This is a genomic window from Enterococcus sp. DIV0774, from assembly GCF_050539095.1.
GTDB classification, from domain to species: Bacteria; Bacillota; Bacilli; order Lactobacillales; family Enterococcaceae; genus Enterococcus; species Enterococcus faecalis.
The window spans coordinates 1,930,559-1,949,921 of the sequence record NZ_CP172923.1 but is presented as its reverse complement, the minus strand read 5'-3'; the positions used below and the strand labels follow the sequence as shown (position 1 = coordinate 1,949,921).

Sequence of the window (19,363 nt, the reverse complement as noted above, 5' to 3'; positions counted from 1 at the left end):
TTTATGAAAATATGCTAAACTAGAGAAGATGAGGTGAAGACATGAAAGACTATCAATATCCATTAGATTTAGATTGGACGACAGAAGAAATGGTGATTGTCACTAATATGTGGACAGCAGTTGAGCAAGCCAACGAAACAGGCTTGCCTGTTGACAAATTTTTAACAACCTATCAACAATTTAAAACGGTCGTTAAAAGTATCGGCGAAGAAAAACGCTTAGGTCGTGAATTTGAAAATGCTTCAGGATATTCGTTATATCGTACGCTTCAACAAGCTAAAAAACAGGGAAGCGGTAAATTAAAGCTGGGGGATGATTAGATGACTGAAACGCAAAAATTTGTTCAAACAATTCAAAGTTGGCTTTTTGAAGCAGCCGATGTGATTCGAATGAACTTGGAATCAGAGTTAACCGTTCAACAGAAAAATGGCCGCACCGATTTAGTAACAAATATGGATGAACAAACCCAAGAATTTTTAATGAATAAAATTCAAACAAATTTTCCCGAAGATCAAATTTTAGGGGAAGAAAAAGGCTACAATACTTTAAAAAGCTTTGCTGGTCGCGTGTGGATCATCGATCCGATTGATGGCACAATGAATTTCGTGATGGAAAGAGAAAATTTTTGTATTATGTTAGCTGTTTATGAAGACGGCATTGGTAAATTAGGTTTTATCTATGATGTGATGCGAGAAGAACTTTATTGGGGCGGCAAAGGGCTTGGCGTTTATCGGAATAATCAATTATTAAAAGCGCCTACTATGAAAGCCTTGGCAGATGGATTATGGGGCATGAATGCTTACATGCATGGAAAAAATATTCATCACGCAACGGAAATCGGACAAGCAAGCATGGGCGTGCGTATTAGCGGTTGTGCAGGTTTGGAAATTATTGCCATGTTAAAAGGCAACCATCATGGCTATTTATCTAATCTAAGTCCTTGGGATTATGCAGCAGGCTTAGTACTTTTGGAAGAATTTGGGTTTAAATACTCTGGTATTACAGGAAAACCATTAACTTTTGCTGGCCGTGAATACTTTATTGCAGCAACTCCTGAAACCTATGATGAAGTATTTACCCGATATTTAAATGAATCGGAATAATCAAAGAAGAGCGTTGCTGAAAGGTAAGGCTCTTCCTCTTTTAAAAGAGAAAAATTTGTAAAAAAATGTCCTTGTTTTCAGAAAAAGCCGAATAATTTCTAAAACTTTCATTATTTTTGCAGGCGAAAGCCTTTTTTTAATGAAAAAAGTTTGCTATAATAAGCAGTCGGCTTTTATGGACTTAAGTAACATAAGCGTATATAGATAAGGAGCAATTAAATTGAAATACAGAGATGATATTCGTAACGTGGCAATTATCGCCCACGTTGACCATGGTAAAACAACCTTAGTAGATGAACTTTTAAAACAATCTGACACTTTAGATGGACACACACAATTACAAGAACGTGCAATGGATTCCAATGCACTTGAAAGTGAACGTGGAATTACTATCTTAGCAAAAAATACAGCCGTAGATTATAACGGTACACGTATCAACATTCTAGATACACCAGGACACGCGGACTTCGGTGGTGAAGTAGAACGTATCATGAAAATGGTAGACGGTGTTGTTTTAGTTGTCGATGCGTATGAAGGAACAATGCCTCAAACACGTTTCGTATTGAAAAAAGCATTAGAACAAAAAGTAACACCAATCGTGGTTGTTAACAAAATTGACAAACCTTCTGCTCGTCCTGAACACGTAGTAGATGAAGTTTTAGAGTTATTCATCGAATTAGGCGCAGACGACGATCAATTAGATTTCCCAGTTGTTTATGCTTCTGCTTTAAACGGAACTTCAAGTGAATCAGATGATCCAGCAGATCAAGAGCCAACAATGGCCCCAATTTTTGATAAAATTATTGAACATGTGCCAGCTCCAGTTGATAATTCAGACGAACCACTTCAATTCCAAGTCTCATTACTAGACTACAACGATTACGTTGGACGTATTGGGATTGGCCGTGTGTTCCGTGGCACAATGAAAGTCGGCGACCAAGTTGCGTTGATGAAATTAGATGGCAGCGTGAAAAATTTCCGTGTAACGAAAATTTTAGGTTTCTTTGGCCTACAACGTGTGGAAATTGATGAAGCAAAAGCGGGCGATTTAATTGCCGTTTCCGGAATGGAAGACATTTTCGTTGGGGAAACAGTTGTAGATATTCACAATCAAGAAGCATTACCAATTCTACACATTGATGAGCCAACCTTACAAATGACTTTCTTAGTTAACAATTCTCCATTTGCGGGACGTGAAGGAAAATACATCACCGCTCGTAAAATCGAAGAACGTTTAATGGCTGAATTACAAACAGACGTATCTTTACGTGTTGATCCAATTGGCCCAGATTCTTGGACTGTATCAGGCCGTGGCGAATTGCATTTATCAATTTTAATTGAAAACATGCGTCGTGAAGGCTATGAATTACAAGTTTCTCGTCCAGAAGTTATTGAACGTGAAATTGACGGGGTTAAATGTGAACCATTTGAACGTGTTCAAATTGACACACCTGAAGAATACATGGGTAGCGTGATTGAATCCCTAAGTTTACGTAAAGGCGAAATGCAAGATATGATTAATGCCGGTAACGGACAAATGCGTTTAATCTTCTTAGCACCAGCTCGTGGCTTAATTGGTTATTCAACAGAATTCTTATCAATGACTCGTGGTTATGGTATTATGAACCACACCTTCGATCAATACTTACCAATGATTCAAGGAACGATTGGTGGCCGTCATCAAGGTGCACTAGTTTCAATCGATACTGGTAAAGCAACGACTTACTCAATCATGAGTATTGAAGAACGTGGTACAGTTTTCGTTGAACCAACGACAGAAGTTTACGAAGGAATGATTGTTGGGGAAAACAACCGCGACAACGATTTAACTGTGAACATCACAAAAGCTAAACAAATGACTAACGTTCGTTCGGCAACGAAAGACCAAACATCAGTCATCAAAAAACCGAAAAAATTAACGTTAGAAGAATCATTAGAATTCTTGAATGAAGATGAATACTGTGAAGTAACACCAGAAAGCATCCGTTTAAGAAAACAAATTCTTAACAAAAACGAACGCGAAAAAGCAAGCAAGAAAAAGAAAAAAGCTGAATAATTTTTCGACAAATAAACATTTAAACCAACTATGCTCGTTTTACTACGAAAATAGTTGGTTTTTTTATGAAAAAAACGGATTAATGCGTATTTTTAAGATAAGGATATTTTTTATGTGTGGATAACTACTCGTTATCCACAACAAGCAAATGTCGCTATTTTTGAAAGCTTTTGATAGCAAGCTTTCACAATTTTTCATTTTTTTTGATGTTTCACGTTAACTGGTGTTTCACGATTGTGTCTTGTTTTAACACACCTTGTTCCTGTTAGATTAGCGTGTTAAAATGACTTGTAGAACAAAGATTGGAGCGCAATAAATGAGTGCATTACAAGAATTATTAAAAGATACATTTGGCTATGATGATTTTCGGCCAGGACAAGAAACGATTATTCGTCATGTATTGCGACAAGAAAATGTCTTAGGCATTATGCCAACAGGTGGAGGCAAATCGATTTGTTATCAGTTGCCAGCCTTACTTCTGGATAATTTAACATTGGTGATTTCACCATTAATTTCTTTAATGAAAGATCAAGTAGATGCCCTGAATTTAATGGGGATTCCAGCTACATATATCAATAGTACCATTTCCTATCAAGAAATGAATCATCGTATTCAATTAGCGGTTAACAAAGAAGTCAAGCTATTGTATGTTGCGCCAGAGCGATTAGAATCTTATGATTTTCAACAGATGCTGACACATGTACCGATTGATTTATTGGCAGTAGATGAGGCACACTGTATTTCACAATGGGGGCATGATTTTCGTCCAAGCTATTTGCGTTTAGCAGAGATTATCGATCAATTTCAACAACAACCAACCGTGATTGCACTAACAGCTACAGCAACGCCACAAGTAGCGGAGGATATTGTCAAGCAATTAAGCATTCCACCAGAAAATGAAATCAAAACAGGATTCGCTCGAGAAAATCTATCTTTTCAAGTCGTGAAAGATCAAAACAGAGACGTTTTTCTTTTGGAATATTTAAAGATGAATACTGGGCAATCAGGTATTATTTATGCAAGCACGCGGAAGGAAGTTGAACGAATTTATCATTTATTAGAGAATAAAAAAATTGCGGCTGGGATGTATCATGGGGGCATGAGTGAACAGTTACGTAGTGAAAATCAAGAAGCATTCTTGTATGATCAAGTGCAAGTGATGGTAGCAACAAATGCCTTTGGTATGGGGATTAATAAGAGTAATGTTCGTTTTGTCATTCACGCACAAGTACCAGGGAATATTGAATCTTATTATCAAGAAGCCGGCCGAGCTGGTCGTGACGGTCTGCCTAGTGATGCTGTGTTAATGTTTGCTCCACAAGACTTGCAAATTCAACAATACTTTATTGAACAATCTGAAATGACCATTGATTATAAGCAGAAAGAGTACTTGAAATTACGGGAAATGTCACAATATGCGAATGCACAAATGTGTTTACAAAAATATATTTTACGCTATTTTGGTGAAGAAGGGACGGACTGCGGTCGCTGCTCGAATTGTCTGGATAATCGAGAATTAGTCGATATTACGGTCGATGCCCAAAAAGTCTTGTCTTGTGTAAAACGTATGGGAGAACGTTTCGGTAAGGGCTTAGTTGGTAAAGTCTTGACTGGTTCAAAAGATCAAAAAATTGATCAATGGCATTTTGATCGTTTGCCAACATACGGACTAATGAAAGGTCGCACACAAAAAGAAGTCACACAGCTGATTGATTATTTGACAGCAGAACGTTATTTAATTCCTTCTGATGGGCAATTTCCGTTGTTATCAGTCTCGACAGAAGGTGTTCAGGTGCTTTTAGGGGAACGGAAAGTCTTCCGAAAAGAAGACCAAAAAGTTCGAAAAGTAGCAGTGGATGATGCCTTGTTTGAACGATTACGCGAATTACGTATGGACATGGCTCAAGAGGCAGGCGTGCCGCCATATGTAGTCTTTTCCGATAGTACACTTAAAGAAATGTGTGAAAAATTACCGCAAACAACGATTCAATTATTGCAAATAAAAGGGGTCGGCCAAAATAAATTAGATAAATATGGCACCGCCTTTTTAGAAGTAATTAAAGAATATCAAGAGACGAAAAAATGATATAGTTTGTTATTTTATTTAAAATTAAAAGCAGAAAATAAGAAAAAAGTCTTTTAATGTATTTGTTGTTGTATTGATAAAATAAGCTTGTTATATAAAGAGATTTCTTACTTAATATATCGCTTGGTTTTAGAAAATTTCTTAAAGGAAATTTTCTGAAATCATCATGTATCTAACTGAGAATTATGTTATAATTATTTAATTAAGATAGGGAGGTTCTGTACAAATGGACGAAGGAATTTCAAAGAAATTTGCCATTCAATTATTAGAAGACGATGCAGAACGCATTAAAATGCTTATTCGTAATCAAAAAAACAGTTTGTGCATTTCTCAATGTAAAGCATTTGAAGAAGTGGTGGATACACAAATGTATGGTTTTTCAAGACAAGTGACCTATGCGACCCGTTTGGGGATTTTAACTAATGATGAAGGACATCGCTTACTAAGTGATTTAGAACGCGAATTGAATCAATTATATACAGATGTTTATGAAGAAACACAAGAAAAAAACGAGATTGGCAAGGAGGGTTAAGCTTTGCCAAACAAAGTAAAGAAACGGCATTTGCTAGACTATAGTATTTTTATTCCATATTTAATTTTAAGTATCGTGGGATTGATTATGGTATATAGTTCCACATCCGCATTACAAGTAATGAAAGGTTTTTCACCTACGTCATTCGTTATTAACCAGGTTGCCTTTTGGGTAGTAGGGTTAGTTGCAATGTTTTTTATTTATAAGATGAAAACATCCGTTTTTCAGAATCGAAGTTTTATCATGTTTGCCATTGCAGTAATTACGGTTATGGTTTTAGCCGTTCGGATTCCTGGTATCGGGAAAGAAATTAACGGCGCACGTGGTTGGATTGAGATTGGTGGATTTTCGATGCAACCAGCTGAGTATTTAAAAATCATGGTTGTCTGGTATTTGTCTTATATTTTAGCACGGCGACAAAAGACAATTAATGGAGGCATGGATCAATTTAAACAAGCTGCCGGGCGCCCGTTGATGCTCGTTTTTGTATTAATTGCTCTAGTTGCAATCCAGCCTGACTTCGGGAATGCGGCCATTCTAACATTAATTACCATCGTGATGGTTTTAGCAAGTGGGATTAATTATATGTATACCTACTTGGTTGGTGGCTTGGGCATTTTAGGTAGTATCACGGCTATTCAGTTATTAATTATGTCGAAAGGAAAAATTTTCCCAGCGCGTTACCAATATATTTATAATCGTTTTGCTGTTTTTAAAAATCCATTTTTAGATGAACGGAACTTAGGCCATCAGTTAGCTAATTCTTATTATGCAATCAGTAATGGCGGCTGGTTTGGCAAAGGTCTAGGGAATAGTGTTCAGAAAAAAGGCTTTTTACCAGAAGCACATACGGACTTTATCTTTGCGATTACTTTAGAAGAGTTAGGCATTATCGGCGGTCTAGCGATTTTAGGATTGTTGATGTTTATGATTGCGCGAATTATTTTAGTCGGTGTACGCTCGAAGAAACCTTTTAATTCACTAATGTGTATTGGAATTGGTACAATGTTATTAATTCAAGTCTTTATTAATGTTGGTGGGATTACTGGGATTATTCCATTAACAGGAATTACTTTCCCGTTCTTGAGTCAAGGTGGGAATAGTTTGCTGATTATTTCGATTGCTGTGGCCTTTGTCCTGAATATCAGTGCAGATGAAACACGTCAGAAATTAGAAAATGAGTACTATTTATCTTTAGAACAGAACCAATAAATTTGAAGGAAATTGATGGTAGGAGTGACGTTATGAAAAAGGTATTAGTTGCCAATCGTGGCGAAATTGCGATTCGAATTTTTAGAGCTTGTACAGAATTAGATATCCGTACAGTAGCGATTTATGCTGCAGAAGATGAGTATTCTGTTCATCGTTTCAAAGCAGATGAAGCGTATTTAGTTGGTAAGGGGAAAAAACCAATTGAAGCCTATTTAGACATTGAAAATATTATCCAAATTGCCAAAAAATCGGGAGCAGATGCCATTCATCCTGGTTATGGCTTTTTATCAGAGAATTTACGCTTCGCCGAACGTTGTGAAGAAGAAGGAATCATTTTTGTTGGACCTAAAACACACCATTTAGATATTTTTGGCGATAAAATTAAAGCGAAAGAAGCAGCTGTAGCTGCGGGGATTGCTTCGATTCCAGGCTCAGATGGGCCAGTAGCAACGGTGGAAGAGGTCGTAGCTTTTGGTGAAACGCATGGCTTTCCTATCATGATTAAAGCTGCTTTAGGTGGCGGCGGTCGCGGGATGCGCGTTGCCCACGATGCCAAGGAAGCACGAGAAGGTTACGAAAGAGCAAAAAGCGAAGCGAAAGCAGCCTTTGGTTCTGACGAGGTTTATGTTGAAAAGTATATTTCTAACCCTAAACATATCGAAGTACAAATTTTAGGCGATCATCATGGGAATGTCTTGCATTTATTTGAACGTGATTGTTCCGTTCAACGGCGCCACCAAAAAGTGGTAGAAGTCGCACCGTGTGTATCAATGAATGAAGAACAACGAGCAGCCATTTGTTCGGCTGCTGTGCAGTTAATGGCGCATGTCGGCTACGTGAATGCGGGAACGGTTGAGTTTTTAGTAGAAGGGGATCAGTTTTATTTTATTGAAGTGAATCCTCGTGTTCAGGTAGAACATACTATCACAGAAATGATTACAGATATTGATATTGTGATCTCTCAATTACAAATTGCGCAAGGGCTTGATTTGCATAAAGATATGCATTTGCCAAAACAAAACGAATTGACATTAAAAGGCGCGGCTATTCAATGTCGGATTACGACTGAAGATCCCCTGAACCAGTTTATGCCAGACACAGGGAAAATTGATACGTATCGTTCACCAGGTGGTTTTGGTGTGCGTTTAGATGTAGGGAATGCTTATTCTGGCTACGCTGTGACGCCTTACTTTGATTCTTTATTGGTTAAAGTCTGTACGCATGGTTTCTCTTTTGAACAGGCAATCAGTAAAATGCAACGCTGCTTAAAAGAATTTCGGATTCGTGGCGTGAAAACAAATATTCCGTTTTTACAAAATGTTGTGAGCTATCCAGCGTTTCAATCTGGGGAAGCCAAAACAACCTTTATTGATAATACACCTGAATTATTTGAATTTCCTCGTATGCGCGATCGTGGCAATAAAACGATGAAATACATTGGAGAAGTAACGGTCAATGGGTTCCCTGGCATTGAACGAACGGAGAAAAAATATTTTGAAGCTCCGCGCGTGCCGACAGATGTTGAAGTTCCAGAAAAAGTGATCACAGCTAAAAATATTCTAGACGCTCAAGGAGCAACCGCCGTCATCGATTGGGTTAAGAATCAAGAAAGTGTGTTAATGACAGATACCACGTTCCGTGATGCGCACCAAAGTTTATTAGCTACTCGTGTGAGAACACAAGATTTTAAAGCAATTGCTGGTCTAACTGATGCAGCCCTGCCTGAGCTGTTTTCTAGTGAAATGTGGGGTGGCGCTACGTTCGATGTTGCCTATCGCTTCTTAACCGAAGACCCATGGCAACGTTTAAGAAAAATTCGTCAGTTGATGCCAAACACACTTTTACAAATGCTGTTCAGAGGTTCTAATGCGGTAGGCTATCAAAATTACCCTGATAATGTTATTGAAGAATTCATTAAAGAATCTGCTCGCCAAGGAGTCGATGTTTTCCGAATTTTTGATAGCTTAAACTGGATTCCTCAAATGGAAAAAAGTATTCAAGTCGTTCGGGATACCGGAAAAATTGCGGAAGCAGCAATTTGTTATACTGGGGACATCAATGATCCAGCCCGAGCAAAATATAATGTTCAATATTACCTTGATATGGCTAAAGAATTGGAAAATTTAGGTGCACAAATCATTGCGATTAAAGATATGGCTGGCTTATTGAAACCACAAGCTGCTTATCGTTTAATTAGTGAATTAAAGGCAGCCACGGATTTACCAATTCATCTCCACACCCACGATACTAGTGGTAATGGGATCATCACATATTCAGCAGCTACTAAAGCAGGCGTTGATATTGTTGACGTCGCAATGAGTGCGATGAGTGGTGCAACTAGCCAGCCAAGTATGAACAGTCTATATTATGCTTTAGTCAATGGTGAACGGACGCCAACTATTAACATTGATAATGCACAGAAAATCAATCATTATTGGGAAGATGTGCGCATGTATTATCAACCATTTGAAAATGGGTTAAATGCCCCGCAAACAGAAGTCTATATGCATGAAATGCCTGGTGGTCAATACTCTAATCTACAGCAGCAAGCAAAAGCGGTAGGCTTAGGGCACCGTTGGGATGAAATCAAAAAAATGTATCACACAGTGAATTTGATGTTTGGCGATATTGTAAAAGTGACGCCATCTTCAAAAGTCGTGGGAGACATGGCACTCTTCATGGTTCAAAATAATCTGACAGAACAAGATGTTTATGCGCGTGGTGAAGAACTAAGTTTTCCTGAATCCGTTGTGACTTTTTTCCAAGGTGATTTAGGTCAACCAGTTGGTGGGTTCCCGAAAGAGCTCCAACGAATTATTCTAAAAGGTCGACCAGCCTTCACAGAGCGGCCAGGTGACTTAGCAGCACCTGTTGATTTTGCGAAAGTACAAGAAGAATTAGCCGAAAAAATTGGGTATCAACCTAAATTGGAAGAAGTTTTAAGTTATTTAATGTATCCACAAGTATTTTTAGAGTATCGTCAAAAATACGAAACCTTTGGAGATATAACCTTATTAGATACGCCAACATTCTTTAATGGTATTCGTCAAGGAGAGACATTGGAAGTTCAAATTGAACGAGGAAAAACGTTAATTATTCGTTTAGATGAAATTGGCGAACCTGATATTGACGGAAACCGTGTCTTGTTCTTCAATTTGAATGGGCAACGTCGTGAGGTTTTAGTTAAAGATGCCTCCATTAAGTCTGCTGTTCAAGTAAAACAAAAGGCGGAACCAACTAATAAAGAACAAATCGGCGCAACGATGTCTGGTTCTGTTCTACAAGTATTGGTCAAACGTGGCGATAAAGTAGAAAAAGGTCAGCCGTTGCTGATTACAGAAGCCATGAAAATGGAAACGACTATCGAAGCACGTTTTGCGGGCACGGTTGATCACATTTATGTTGAAGAAGGCGAAGCAATCAGCTCAGGTGATTTGTTATTAGAAGTGAAAGAAAAATAAGATGAGAGGGGAAAAAATGAAGCGATTTTGGGCCTTTACTGCTGTTTTTTTAACAGTTCTACTCATCGGATATTTAGAGCCAGTTTTTTTCCCTGCTGAAAAACCAACCGAAACAGCTCAAAGTGGGCGCTTATCCAGCGCTCACACCGCTGTTCCTCATGAAGAATTGCCAGCTTCTGGCTACGCAGCATACATAGGGAAAGATGTGGAAACCTTTATCCGCCAGTTTGGCAATCCTAAAGAAAAAATTAAAACAGGTCGTACGTATGAATTATGGACGTTCGGTTTGACGATGAATGATTACTTAGAAGTCAACGTTCGAGAAAATAAAGTCATCGCAATTAAGGCCTTTAACAATGACAAAATGATAGAACCGTTTAAGATAGATATGAAGCTTGCTGACTTGTCTGATTTAATGACGATTTATTCGAATTTTGCATTTAATTTTCATCATGAAGCTTACGATGTCGAGCTGATGGAAGAAGATATGAACTATCGACCACTGGTTGCTTTTGATAATGGCAGTTTTGCAGTGTTATTTTTTAATCAGCGGACAGGCGGTTTAATGGCAGTTAATTATGTCAATAAAGAAACGTTGCTCACGGAAATGCCGTATCAATTAAATGAAGGTTCTCCTTTGCCAGTTGATATAACACAGTCAATGACCTTCGATCCTGTTCAAAGTAACCAAGCGATTTATGTCATGAATCTGGTTAAACAGCAAGAAAATCAAGCTGCTTTTTCAGTTTCCACACAAAGTCAAAAAGATGCCCAAACATTGTATCAAACGCTGGCTAATCATACACCAACAATTTTGTCGGCAAATCGACAAGCAGAATTGTTACAAACGAGAGAGGAACATACAGCCATTCATCCATTTCATTTGACTAAGGACGAATTTTCTTTATTAGTTAAAACGAGCAAACTTTCGTTGAGAGAACCAGCAGGTATTTTCCAAGAACCTGTTTATGATAGTACCTTTACTATTTTGTCATGGTTTTCGGACCCGCAATATGATAGCTATTTTGCTGAGTCAGAAACGACAGAATTGGGCGTTGCCTTTTCCAATGAAGGTGTGTTAGTCTTATTAGAGAAACGACCAGAAAATAGGCAAATCACGGAGAGTAGTGAAAAGTTATGATTGTAACAGAACATTTATTTGCAATTGAAGATCAAACAGAATGCTTAATTTCAGCACTTTTAGAAAGTGATGCTGTTCAAAACTATAAAGAAACAAAAAAAGCCATGTATGCTTCAAGGGAAGTTGCTCAGTTACAAAAAGCATTTTTAGAAGCTAAGTCAGCTTTTGAACGAGTAGAAGCTTATGGAATTCATGCACCCGATTTTCGGGAGAAACAACGAGCCCTACGTAAAGCGAAGCGGGCGCTTGATTTAAATGAAATCGTTGCAAATTATCGTTTTGCTGAGACAAACGTTCAAACGTTGCTAGATACAATTGGTTTAAAGATTGCGCAACTAATTTCTGAAGATATTAAAGTAGATGCTGGAAATCCTTTCTTTGAACGAGGAAAGAAACATTCAGGTTGTGGAGGAAGCTGCCATGCAAGCTAAAGAAGAAAAAGAATTTACGCTTCAAGAGCGTCGTTGCCTAATTGTTTGGGTATACACATTAAAACCGTTAAAACAGTTACGCCGATATGGACTGATTCACTATGTTTCACGAAAAATGAAATATGTGGTGATTTACATGAATGAAGAAAATATTGAAAGTAACATGGAAAAAATTAATCAGTTACATTTTGTTCGTAGTGTCGATAAATCGTATCGACCAGATGTCGAAATGAATTTTGCTGAAAAAATTGGTACCAAAGCGGCTTATCAAGAACAAGAAGACGATGGCTATGTAGTAGAGGAATTATCTACAGAGATTCGCTTAGCAGAGAATGTCTGATGTAAAAGAGTGAGAAATGTTATGAGAAATTTCAAACATTTTTCACTCTTTTTGTTATAATGAATTATAAAAGAATGATTGATAAAGGAGTAGAAACAATGCGTGTTATTTCTGGAGAATATGGTGGCCGACGCTTGAAAGCGTTAGATGGCGACAATACTAGGCCCACAACAGATAAAGTAAAAGAATCTATTTTTAATATGATTGGTCCATATTTCGACGGTGGAATGGCGCTGGATTTATATTCAGGAAGTGGCGGGTTAGCGATTGAAGCCGTTTCTCGTGGAATGGACAAAAGTATTTGTATTGAAAAGAATTTTGCTGCACTAAAAGTAATTAAAGAAAATATTGCGATTACAAAAGAACCAGAAAAATTTGAAGTTAGAAAAATGGATGCTAATCGTGCCTTAGAACAGTTTTATGAAGAGAAGCTACAGTTTGATTTGGTCTTATTGGATCCGCCCTATGCCAAACAAGAAATTGTTTCACAATTAGAAAAGATGTTAGAACGGCAGTTATTAACAAACGAAGCCGTTATCGTTTGTGAAACAGATAAAACTGTCAAATTACCGGAAACGATTGGTACACTAGAAAAAACAAGAGAAACCGTTTACGGAATCACTCAAGTAACGATTTATCGTCAGGAGGCGTAAGATGCGTAAAATTGCTCTATTTCCCGGAAGTTTTGATCCGATGACAAATGGTCATTTAAATTTGATTGAACGCAGTGCGAAGTTATTTGACGAAGTCATCATTGGCGTTTTTATAAATACAAGTAAGCAAACATTATTTACGCCAGAAGAGAAAAAATATTTAATTGAAGAAGCAACTAAAGAAATGCCAAATGTGCGTGTTATTATGCAAGAAACCCAGTTAACTGTGGAAAGTGCAAAATCATTAGGGGCTAATTTTTTGATTCGTGGCATTAGAAACGTCAAAGACTACGAGTACGAGAAAGACATTGCTAAAATGAATCAACATCTGGCGCCAGAAATTGAAACGGTTTTTCTATTAGCAGAAGAACCATATGCACATGTAAGCTCCAGTTTACTAAAAGAAGTTTTACGTTTTGGAGGCGATGTGTCTGACTATCTTCCTCCCAATATTTATCATGCGTTAAAACAAAAGAAGAATGACTGGAGCTAAAATAATGAATAAAAAAACAGAAAAATTTTCGTTTAAATCACTCATTCCAATGGTATTGGCATTGCTGCTAATTGGTTTGTTTATCGTCCCAATCCCTTATTATATTGAAGGACCAGGAACGACAGAAAATTTAAAAGAGTTTGTAACTGTTGATGGGAAAAAAGATACGCAGTCTGGTGCTTTTTATTTAACAACGGTGGGCATTCGTTCGGCCACTATTTTTTCTGCCATAAAAGCAAACTTTTCGGATTTTCAAGAAGTCATGTCCAAAAAAGAATTAATGGGAGATAGTAGTAATAGCGAATATAATCGAATTCAACAATACTATATGGATTCCTCAAAAAACGCCGCAATTGAGCAAGCCTTAAAATTAGCGAAGGTTCCATATGAGATGAAATTTAAAGGCGTCTATGTGTTAGCGATGGAAGACAACTCAAGTTTTAAAGGAAAAATTGAAGTTGGCGATACCGTGACAGGCGTGGATGGCAAATCTTTTAAAAGCAGTGAAGAATTAATGAACTACATTAAAGCACAAAAAGTGAATCAAAAAGTCACTGTTCAATTTACTCAAGATGGCAAAGCAAAAGAAGCGACCGGCAAATTAATTGAATTGCCAACAGATAAAAAAGCGGGGATTGGTATTGGTTTGACCGATCATACAGAAATTGATTCTTCTATCCCAGTATCTATTGAAGCGGGTGATATTGGTGGGCCATCGGCTGGTTTAATGTTTACTTTGCAGACCTATGAACAATTAAGTCATAAAGATTTACGTAAAGGTCATGAAATTGCTGGAACGGGTACGATGAACAGTCAAGGAATCGTTGGTAGAATCGGTGGCATTGACAAAAAAGTTGTAACTGCCAGTGAGAACGGCGCAGAAATTTTCTTTGCACCCGATGATGAAATAACTTCAGAAATGAAAAAAGTTGAGCCAAAAATCAAATCGAATTATCAAGAAGCACAAGAAGCTTCGAAAAAAATTGGGACAAAAATGAAAATTGTCCCAGTAAAAACGGTTCAAGATGCCTTGAACTATCTAGAAAAATTAAAATAAAAGTGTGCCTGGGCCAAAAATTACTAGTGATTTTTGGTCCAGGCGCATTTTTTTGTTAAAAAATGCGTAATTATATTTTGAAGGGAGGACAAACGATGGATTGGTTGAAACAGTTACCCAAAAAGTGGCTATTGCTAGGTAGTGGCGCGTCTATAGTTATTTTGATAACTCTATTAGTGGGCATTTATTTGATGGTTAATAAGGAGCCACGAGTAGACACCACAATGTGGGAGGAGACAAGTCTGACCACTACGGCAGAGGTCGCCACAGATGCCACAAAAGAAAGGGCAGAAACAATGATCTATGTTGATATTAAAGGCGCAGTGAAAGTACCAGGAATCTATCAACTAAAAAATCAGCAGCGGATTTGGGATGCTTTAGCTTTAGCTGGAGGAGTGAGCGAGGAAGCTGATACTGCCCAGGTCAATTACGCTCAAAAAGTAAAAGATCAAATGATTATTTATGTGCCCAAAAAAGGAGAAGCAGTGCCACAGTCATTAGAAACGCTGCAGGAATCAGCACCTGCTCAGCAAAATCAGGAGGAAAAAATCAACCTTAATAGGGCAACAGAAGCAGAGCTACAAACGATTTCAGGAATCGGTGCGAAAAAAGCACAAGAGATTATTCGCTTTCGTGACGAACAAGGACCGTTTAAAACCGTCGAGGAACTGAAAAATGTTCCAGGTATTGGAGAGAAAACAGTAGAACGTTTAAAAGACATGTTGACAGTGACTGGCTAACTTTTAACAGAAAATTCCTGAGAATTCTTGACTATGGGATGCGGATAACATACTATTTGTAATAAGATTAAATGATTTGGCAAATCGAACACAGGAGTCATTAAAAATAAAGGAGGTTTATTATGGAACGAATTCCATGGGACCAATATTTTATGGGACAAAGCGTCTTATTATCATTAAGAAGTACTTGCACACGGTTAACTGTCGGAGCAACCATTGTTCGCGACAAACGAATTATTGCAGGAGGTTACAATGGTTCAGTCAGTGGCGGAACGCATTGTATTGATGAAGGATGCTATGTTGTTGATAATCATTGCGTTCGAACAATCCACGCAGAAATGAATGCAATTTTACAATGTGCGAAGTTTGGCGTCCCTACAGAAGGGGCAGAAATTTATGTGACACATTTCCCTTGCCTGCAATGTACAAAGATGATTTTACAAGCAGGGATTAAAAAGATTTATTATTTAAAGGATTACCGTAATGATGCGTACGCCCTAAATTTAATTGAACAAGTAGGAGCCACGGTTGAAAAAGTGACTTTAGTACCAAAATATTTTGCCGAATTACAATGGGGAGAAGAATTTGCCACACTTGAGGACAATCCTTCCTCAGCTGAGGAATAATTGGTTCTTCATAGCTCTGCTGACTAGTTGTGGGCTGTGGTGTTTTTTCGCACCTAGTCTATTAGGAGCTCTTCTTTTTTCTATCACTGTTATCCGTATTGTCTGTACAAAAAGTTTTCCTGTTATATTGGGAGGTTTTTTGTGCAGTTTTTTAATAGTAGGGGGCATATTGATTTTCCAGTGGTTAAAGCCAGTCTCTTTGTTGCCTAAAGAAGTCCGCTTGTCAGGACAGCTAACGATATTACCAGATGAAATACAAGTAGATGGTGATCAAGTAAAATTTCCTGCCAATTGGATCGTAAAAGGCAAAAGGCAGAAAGTACTGGCATTTTATCAATTAAAAAGTGTGAAAGAAAAACAGCAATGGCAACAACTAACCACAACCATTCAGGCAACCGCTGTAGGTATTTTAGACTCGCCCCAAGGTCAAACCAACAAAAATGGCTTCAATTATCAACTATTTTTAAAGAATCAAGGAATCGAAGCTATTTTATTCATTGAGGAGATAGGACAACAGCGTTCCTTTTTTTCTTGGCGGTTTAAAGAAATCATTAGCGGCTGGCGGAAGTGGGCGATGGTACATATTCAGAAAAATTTTGGTGATACTAGTGCAATGTACATGAATGCGTTGCTTTTAGGTTTTCGTAATGAAGAATTTGCTGAAATAAGCGATAAATTTTCAGCATTAGGCATTTTGCATCTTTTTAGTTTGTCAGGGATGCATGTTTCTTTTTTCCTTCGTTTATTTCGCTTGCTAATGCTAAGAATTGCTCGCCGAACGCAAGAAAGTTATTTTTTGTGGCAATGCGCTTTTTCACTGATATATGCTGGTTTAACAGGATTCTCAGTCAGTGTCATGCGGGCGCTTTTACAAACAAACCTCAATACGTTCAATCGACGGTTTAATTGGCAGGTTCCGGCCCTCGATTGTTGGAGTTTAACTCTCTTAGTGCACTTGATTGTTCAGCCAACCCTCTTTTTTTCAGTCGGCGGTCAATTTAGTTACTTACTTTCCTTTGTTCTGCTGTTTTTAGAGCAAACATTAGTCGGTTATTCTTCGCCTTTCATTAAAAATTGTGTAGGCTCTTTCCTATTGGCTGTGGCTTCCTTACCTATTTTAGTCCAATCATTTTATGAATGGCCCTTGTTAGGGAGTTTCTTAACCTTTCTCTTGTTACCAATTTTTGAACGGTTCTTGTTACCGCTTTTGACGTTGAGCTTTTTTCTAGTGATTATTATGCCAGCACGCTATTTAGCAGCCTTGCTCGAACCACTATTTTTAACAATGAATGGTTTATTTGAGTGGGTGCTAGTTCACTTAAATCCGAAGCTGACCATCGGCTATTTAAATGCTTGGATACAAATTAGTTTGTTATTACTAATCGGACTTTCAATGATTTATTTAGCAGATAAGTCTAAAAAAATTTTTTTCTCAATCGGACTACTAATTGTTTTGATAAATAGTAAATACCTTTCGCCAATTGGCATTGTTGCAATGATCGATGTAGGCCAAGGGGATAGTTTGTTTATCCAAGCGCCTTTTCACAGAAAAAATACATTGATCGATACAGGGGGGCGGTTGTCTTTTGACAAAGAAGCTTGGCGGCAACGGAAAAATAGTCGATCAGGAGCGGAATATTCAGTGATTCCTTTTCTCAAAAGTCAAGGGGTCAAACGTTTAGATGAAGTGATCATTACACACGCACATGAAGACCATTTTGGCGATTTATTAGCCATTGCGCAGAAGGTTCCAATTTCTGTTCTTTATTTCCCTAAAGGAGCAGCTGAAGCCAATTTTTCGTTTCGCCAAGTCTTGAAACAACTCCAAAAAAGCGGGACAGACTGTCGGCCAATTTTAGCGCCCAAGCGAATTAATGGGCCCGTTTCTTTTCAAATTTTATCACCAAATAAGAGCAGTATTGGGGGCAATAATGACTCGATAGTGTTTTCCACACAATTAGGTGGACGGCATTTTTTATTTACTGGTGACTTGGAAGCCGAAGGAGAAGAACAAGTGTTGGCTCGCTATCCCCAGTTGAAAATCGACATCTTGAAAGTCGGTCATCATGGTAGTAAAACGTCGTCTACTAAAAGATTTATCAAACAGCTTAATCCGCGAGAAGCATTGATTTCAGCTGGACTGAATAATCGTTTTAAACATCCTCATCAGGAGACATTAGCGACGCTGGAGGAGCAAAAAATAAATTATTATCGGACCGATCTTCAAGGAATGATTTATTATCAATGGTTACTTTGGCAAGGGCTTTCTAAGGCCAAATTTGTTAAAGAACAAGACTAGTATTTCCAGAAGTAACATGATAGGATAAACAAGAGAAACGAGAAAAGGAGCGAGCCAATGGAGTTACAAAAAGCTTTGAAAGAAGTGCGAGAGCAAAAAATCGCTCCAGTGTATTTATTAATAGGAACAGAACTTTATTTAACTGAATTATTTAAAACAACATTGATGAAAGAATTGTTGGCGGAAGAGGATGATCAATTTAACTTTTTCTCATTTGATATGGAGGAAACACCTTTAAGTGCAGCGATTGCTGAAGCGGAAACAATTCCGTTTTTTGGTGATTATCGCCTTGTCTTTGTGGAAAATCCTTACTTTTTAACTGCCGAAAGAAAAACAAACGGTGTGGAACATGATGTCAATCTTTTATTGAATTATTTGGAAAGTCCATCACCAACAACTGTTCTTGTTTTTATGGCCTCTTATGAAAAATTAGATGAACGCAAAAAAATTACCAAAGCATTGAAAAAAAATGCCACAGTGGTTGACGTCAATCCAATGGATGAAAAGGCTATTCGTCAGTACATTTCTCAAACGATTGAGAGTGAAGGGTACACTATTCGCTCCGATGCTTTTGATTTATTACTTCAATTGACAGACTTGAACTTATCAAAAATTATGGGAGAATTACAGAAGCTGTATTTATATGCCCTTGAAACGAAGACAATTACACGAGGTGCGGTTCAAGAATTAGTCCCTAAGTCTTTGGAACATAATGTTTTTGACTTAACCAACGAAGTACTTTCTGGAAACAGTGAAAAAGCTGTTCAATTGTATGAAGATTTACTTTTACAAGGAGAAGAAACCATTAAGTTAAATGCAATCTTATTGAATCAGATTCGCCTTTTTCTACAAACAAAAATTTTGGCTAAGATGGGCTATCAACAAGCGAATATCGCTGATACATTAAAGGTTCATCCTTATCGAGTCAAGTTAGCGTTACAACAAGTCCGACGATTTGAATTGTCTCGATTAGAAAGACTTTATGATGAATTAGTTGAAAATGATTACCGCATGAAAACGGGCCAAATGGATAAAGAATTACTATTCCAATTATTTATTTTAAAATTGACTGCGCAAGCAAAATAAGAAAGTACCAGAGACAATCGTCATACAACGATTGTCTCTGGTACTTT

17 protein-coding genes are annotated in these 19,363 nt (G+C 37.7%); all 17 read left to right on the top strand.

The window, feature by feature from the left end; genetic code table 11:
* Window positions 1-41 precede the first annotated feature (41 nt).
* The 17 genes from IGL86_RS09350 to holA all read left to right on the top strand — a co-directional run bounded on the left by IGL86_RS09350 (window position 42) and on the right by holA (window position 19,316).
* Window positions 42-320 carry a UPF0223 family protein gene (locus IGL86_RS09350; RefSeq protein ID WP_002356679.1) on the top strand — a complete coding sequence of 93 codons (279 nt, stop codon included), beginning with the start codon at window positions 42-44 and terminating at the stop codon, window positions 318-320.
* Entirely contained in the window at window positions 321-1,103 is a 783-nt protein-coding gene (locus IGL86_RS09345) for an inositol monophosphatase family protein (RefSeq protein ID WP_002379684.1), read from the top strand.
* A gap of 220 nt (window positions 1,104-1,323) precedes the next feature.
* Window positions 1,324-3,159 carry a translational GTPase TypA gene (gene typA / locus IGL86_RS09340; protein WP_033626119.1) on the top strand — a complete coding sequence of 612 codons (1,836 nt, stop codon included), beginning with the start codon at window positions 1,324-1,326 and terminating at the stop codon, window positions 3,157-3,159.
* 316 nt (window positions 3,160-3,475) lie between these two features.
* Entirely contained in the window at window positions 3,476-5,245 is a 1,770-nt protein-coding gene (recQ, locus tag IGL86_RS09335) for a DNA helicase RecQ (protein ID WP_002400864.1), read from the top strand.
* A 226-nt stretch (window positions 5,246-5,471) separates the two neighbouring features.
* Window positions 5,472-5,777 (top strand): YlaN family protein, encoded by a 306-nt coding sequence (locus tag IGL86_RS09330; protein WP_002356684.1) that lies wholly within the window; start codon window positions 5,472-5,474, stop codon window positions 5,775-5,777.
* A gap of 3 nt (window positions 5,778-5,780) precedes the next feature.
* A complete protein-coding gene (locus tag IGL86_RS09325) occupies window positions 5,781-6,989 on the top strand; it encodes an FtsW/RodA/SpoVE family cell cycle protein (protein WP_002356686.1) in 1,209 nt (402 codons plus the stop codon).
* Between the two features lie 32 nt (window positions 6,990-7,021).
* A complete protein-coding gene (locus tag IGL86_RS09320; protein ID WP_033626118.1) occupies window positions 7,022-10,450 on the top strand; it encodes a pyruvate carboxylase in 3,429 nt (1,142 codons plus the stop codon).
* A gap of 16 nt (window positions 10,451-10,466) precedes the next feature.
* Window positions 10,467-11,591, top strand: coding sequence for a CAP-associated domain-containing protein (locus tag IGL86_RS09315; RefSeq protein ID WP_002362207.1), 1,125 nt, complete (start codon window positions 10,467-10,469; stop codon window positions 11,589-11,591).
* Window positions 11,588-12,022, top strand: a complete 435-nt coding sequence (locus tag IGL86_RS09310; RefSeq protein WP_033625088.1) for a YlbF family regulator — start codon at window positions 11,588-11,590, stop codon at window positions 12,020-12,022. The genes IGL86_RS09315 and IGL86_RS09310 overlap by 4 nt, the downstream gene beginning before the upstream one ends.
* A complete protein-coding gene (locus IGL86_RS09305) occupies window positions 12,012-12,362 on the top strand; it encodes a YlbG family protein (RefSeq protein WP_002359714.1) in 351 nt (116 codons plus the stop codon). The genes IGL86_RS09310 and IGL86_RS09305 overlap by 11 nt, the downstream gene beginning before the upstream one ends.
* Window positions 12,363-12,421: 59 nt before the next feature.
* Window positions 12,422-13,015, top strand: coding sequence for a 16S rRNA (guanine(966)-N(2))-methyltransferase RsmD (gene rsmD, locus IGL86_RS09300; protein WP_002414371.1), 594 nt, complete (start codon window positions 12,422-12,424; stop codon window positions 13,013-13,015).
* 1 nt (window position 13,016) lies between these two features.
* Entirely contained in the window at window positions 13,017-13,508 is a 492-nt protein-coding gene (gene coaD / locus IGL86_RS09295) for a pantetheine-phosphate adenylyltransferase (protein WP_002356693.1), read from the top strand.
* The gene (locus IGL86_RS09290; RefSeq protein ID WP_033626117.1) at window positions 13,495-14,565 is read left to right on the top strand and encodes a SepM family pheromone-processing serine protease; all 1,071 of its coding nucleotides are present in this window, start codon (window positions 13,495-13,497) and stop codon (window positions 14,563-14,565) included. Before coaD ends, IGL86_RS09290 begins: the two co-directional genes overlap by 14 nt.
* 62 nt (window positions 14,566-14,627) lie before the next feature.
* Window positions 14,628-15,305 (top strand): helix-hairpin-helix domain-containing protein, encoded by a 678-nt coding sequence (locus IGL86_RS09285; protein WP_033626116.1) that lies wholly within the window; start codon window positions 14,628-14,630, stop codon window positions 15,303-15,305.
* A 122-nt stretch (window positions 15,306-15,427) separates the two neighbouring features.
* On the top strand, window positions 15,428-15,931 hold the full coding sequence (locus tag IGL86_RS09280) for a ComE operon protein 2 (protein ID WP_002356697.1): 504 nt from the start codon (window positions 15,428-15,430) through the stop codon (window positions 15,929-15,931).
* A 34-nt stretch (window positions 15,932-15,965) separates the two neighbouring features.
* The gene (locus IGL86_RS09275) at window positions 15,966-18,230 is read left to right on the top strand and encodes a DNA internalization-related competence protein ComEC/Rec2 (protein WP_161633957.1); all 2,265 of its coding nucleotides are present in this window, start codon (window positions 15,966-15,968) and stop codon (window positions 18,228-18,230) included.
* A gap of 57 nt (window positions 18,231-18,287) precedes the next feature.
* Window positions 18,288-19,316 carry a DNA polymerase III subunit delta gene (gene holA, locus IGL86_RS09270; protein ID WP_033626114.1) on the top strand — a complete coding sequence of 343 codons (1,029 nt, stop codon included), beginning with the start codon at window positions 18,288-18,290 and terminating at the stop codon, window positions 19,314-19,316.
* Window positions 19,317-19,363: the final 47 nt, after the last annotated feature.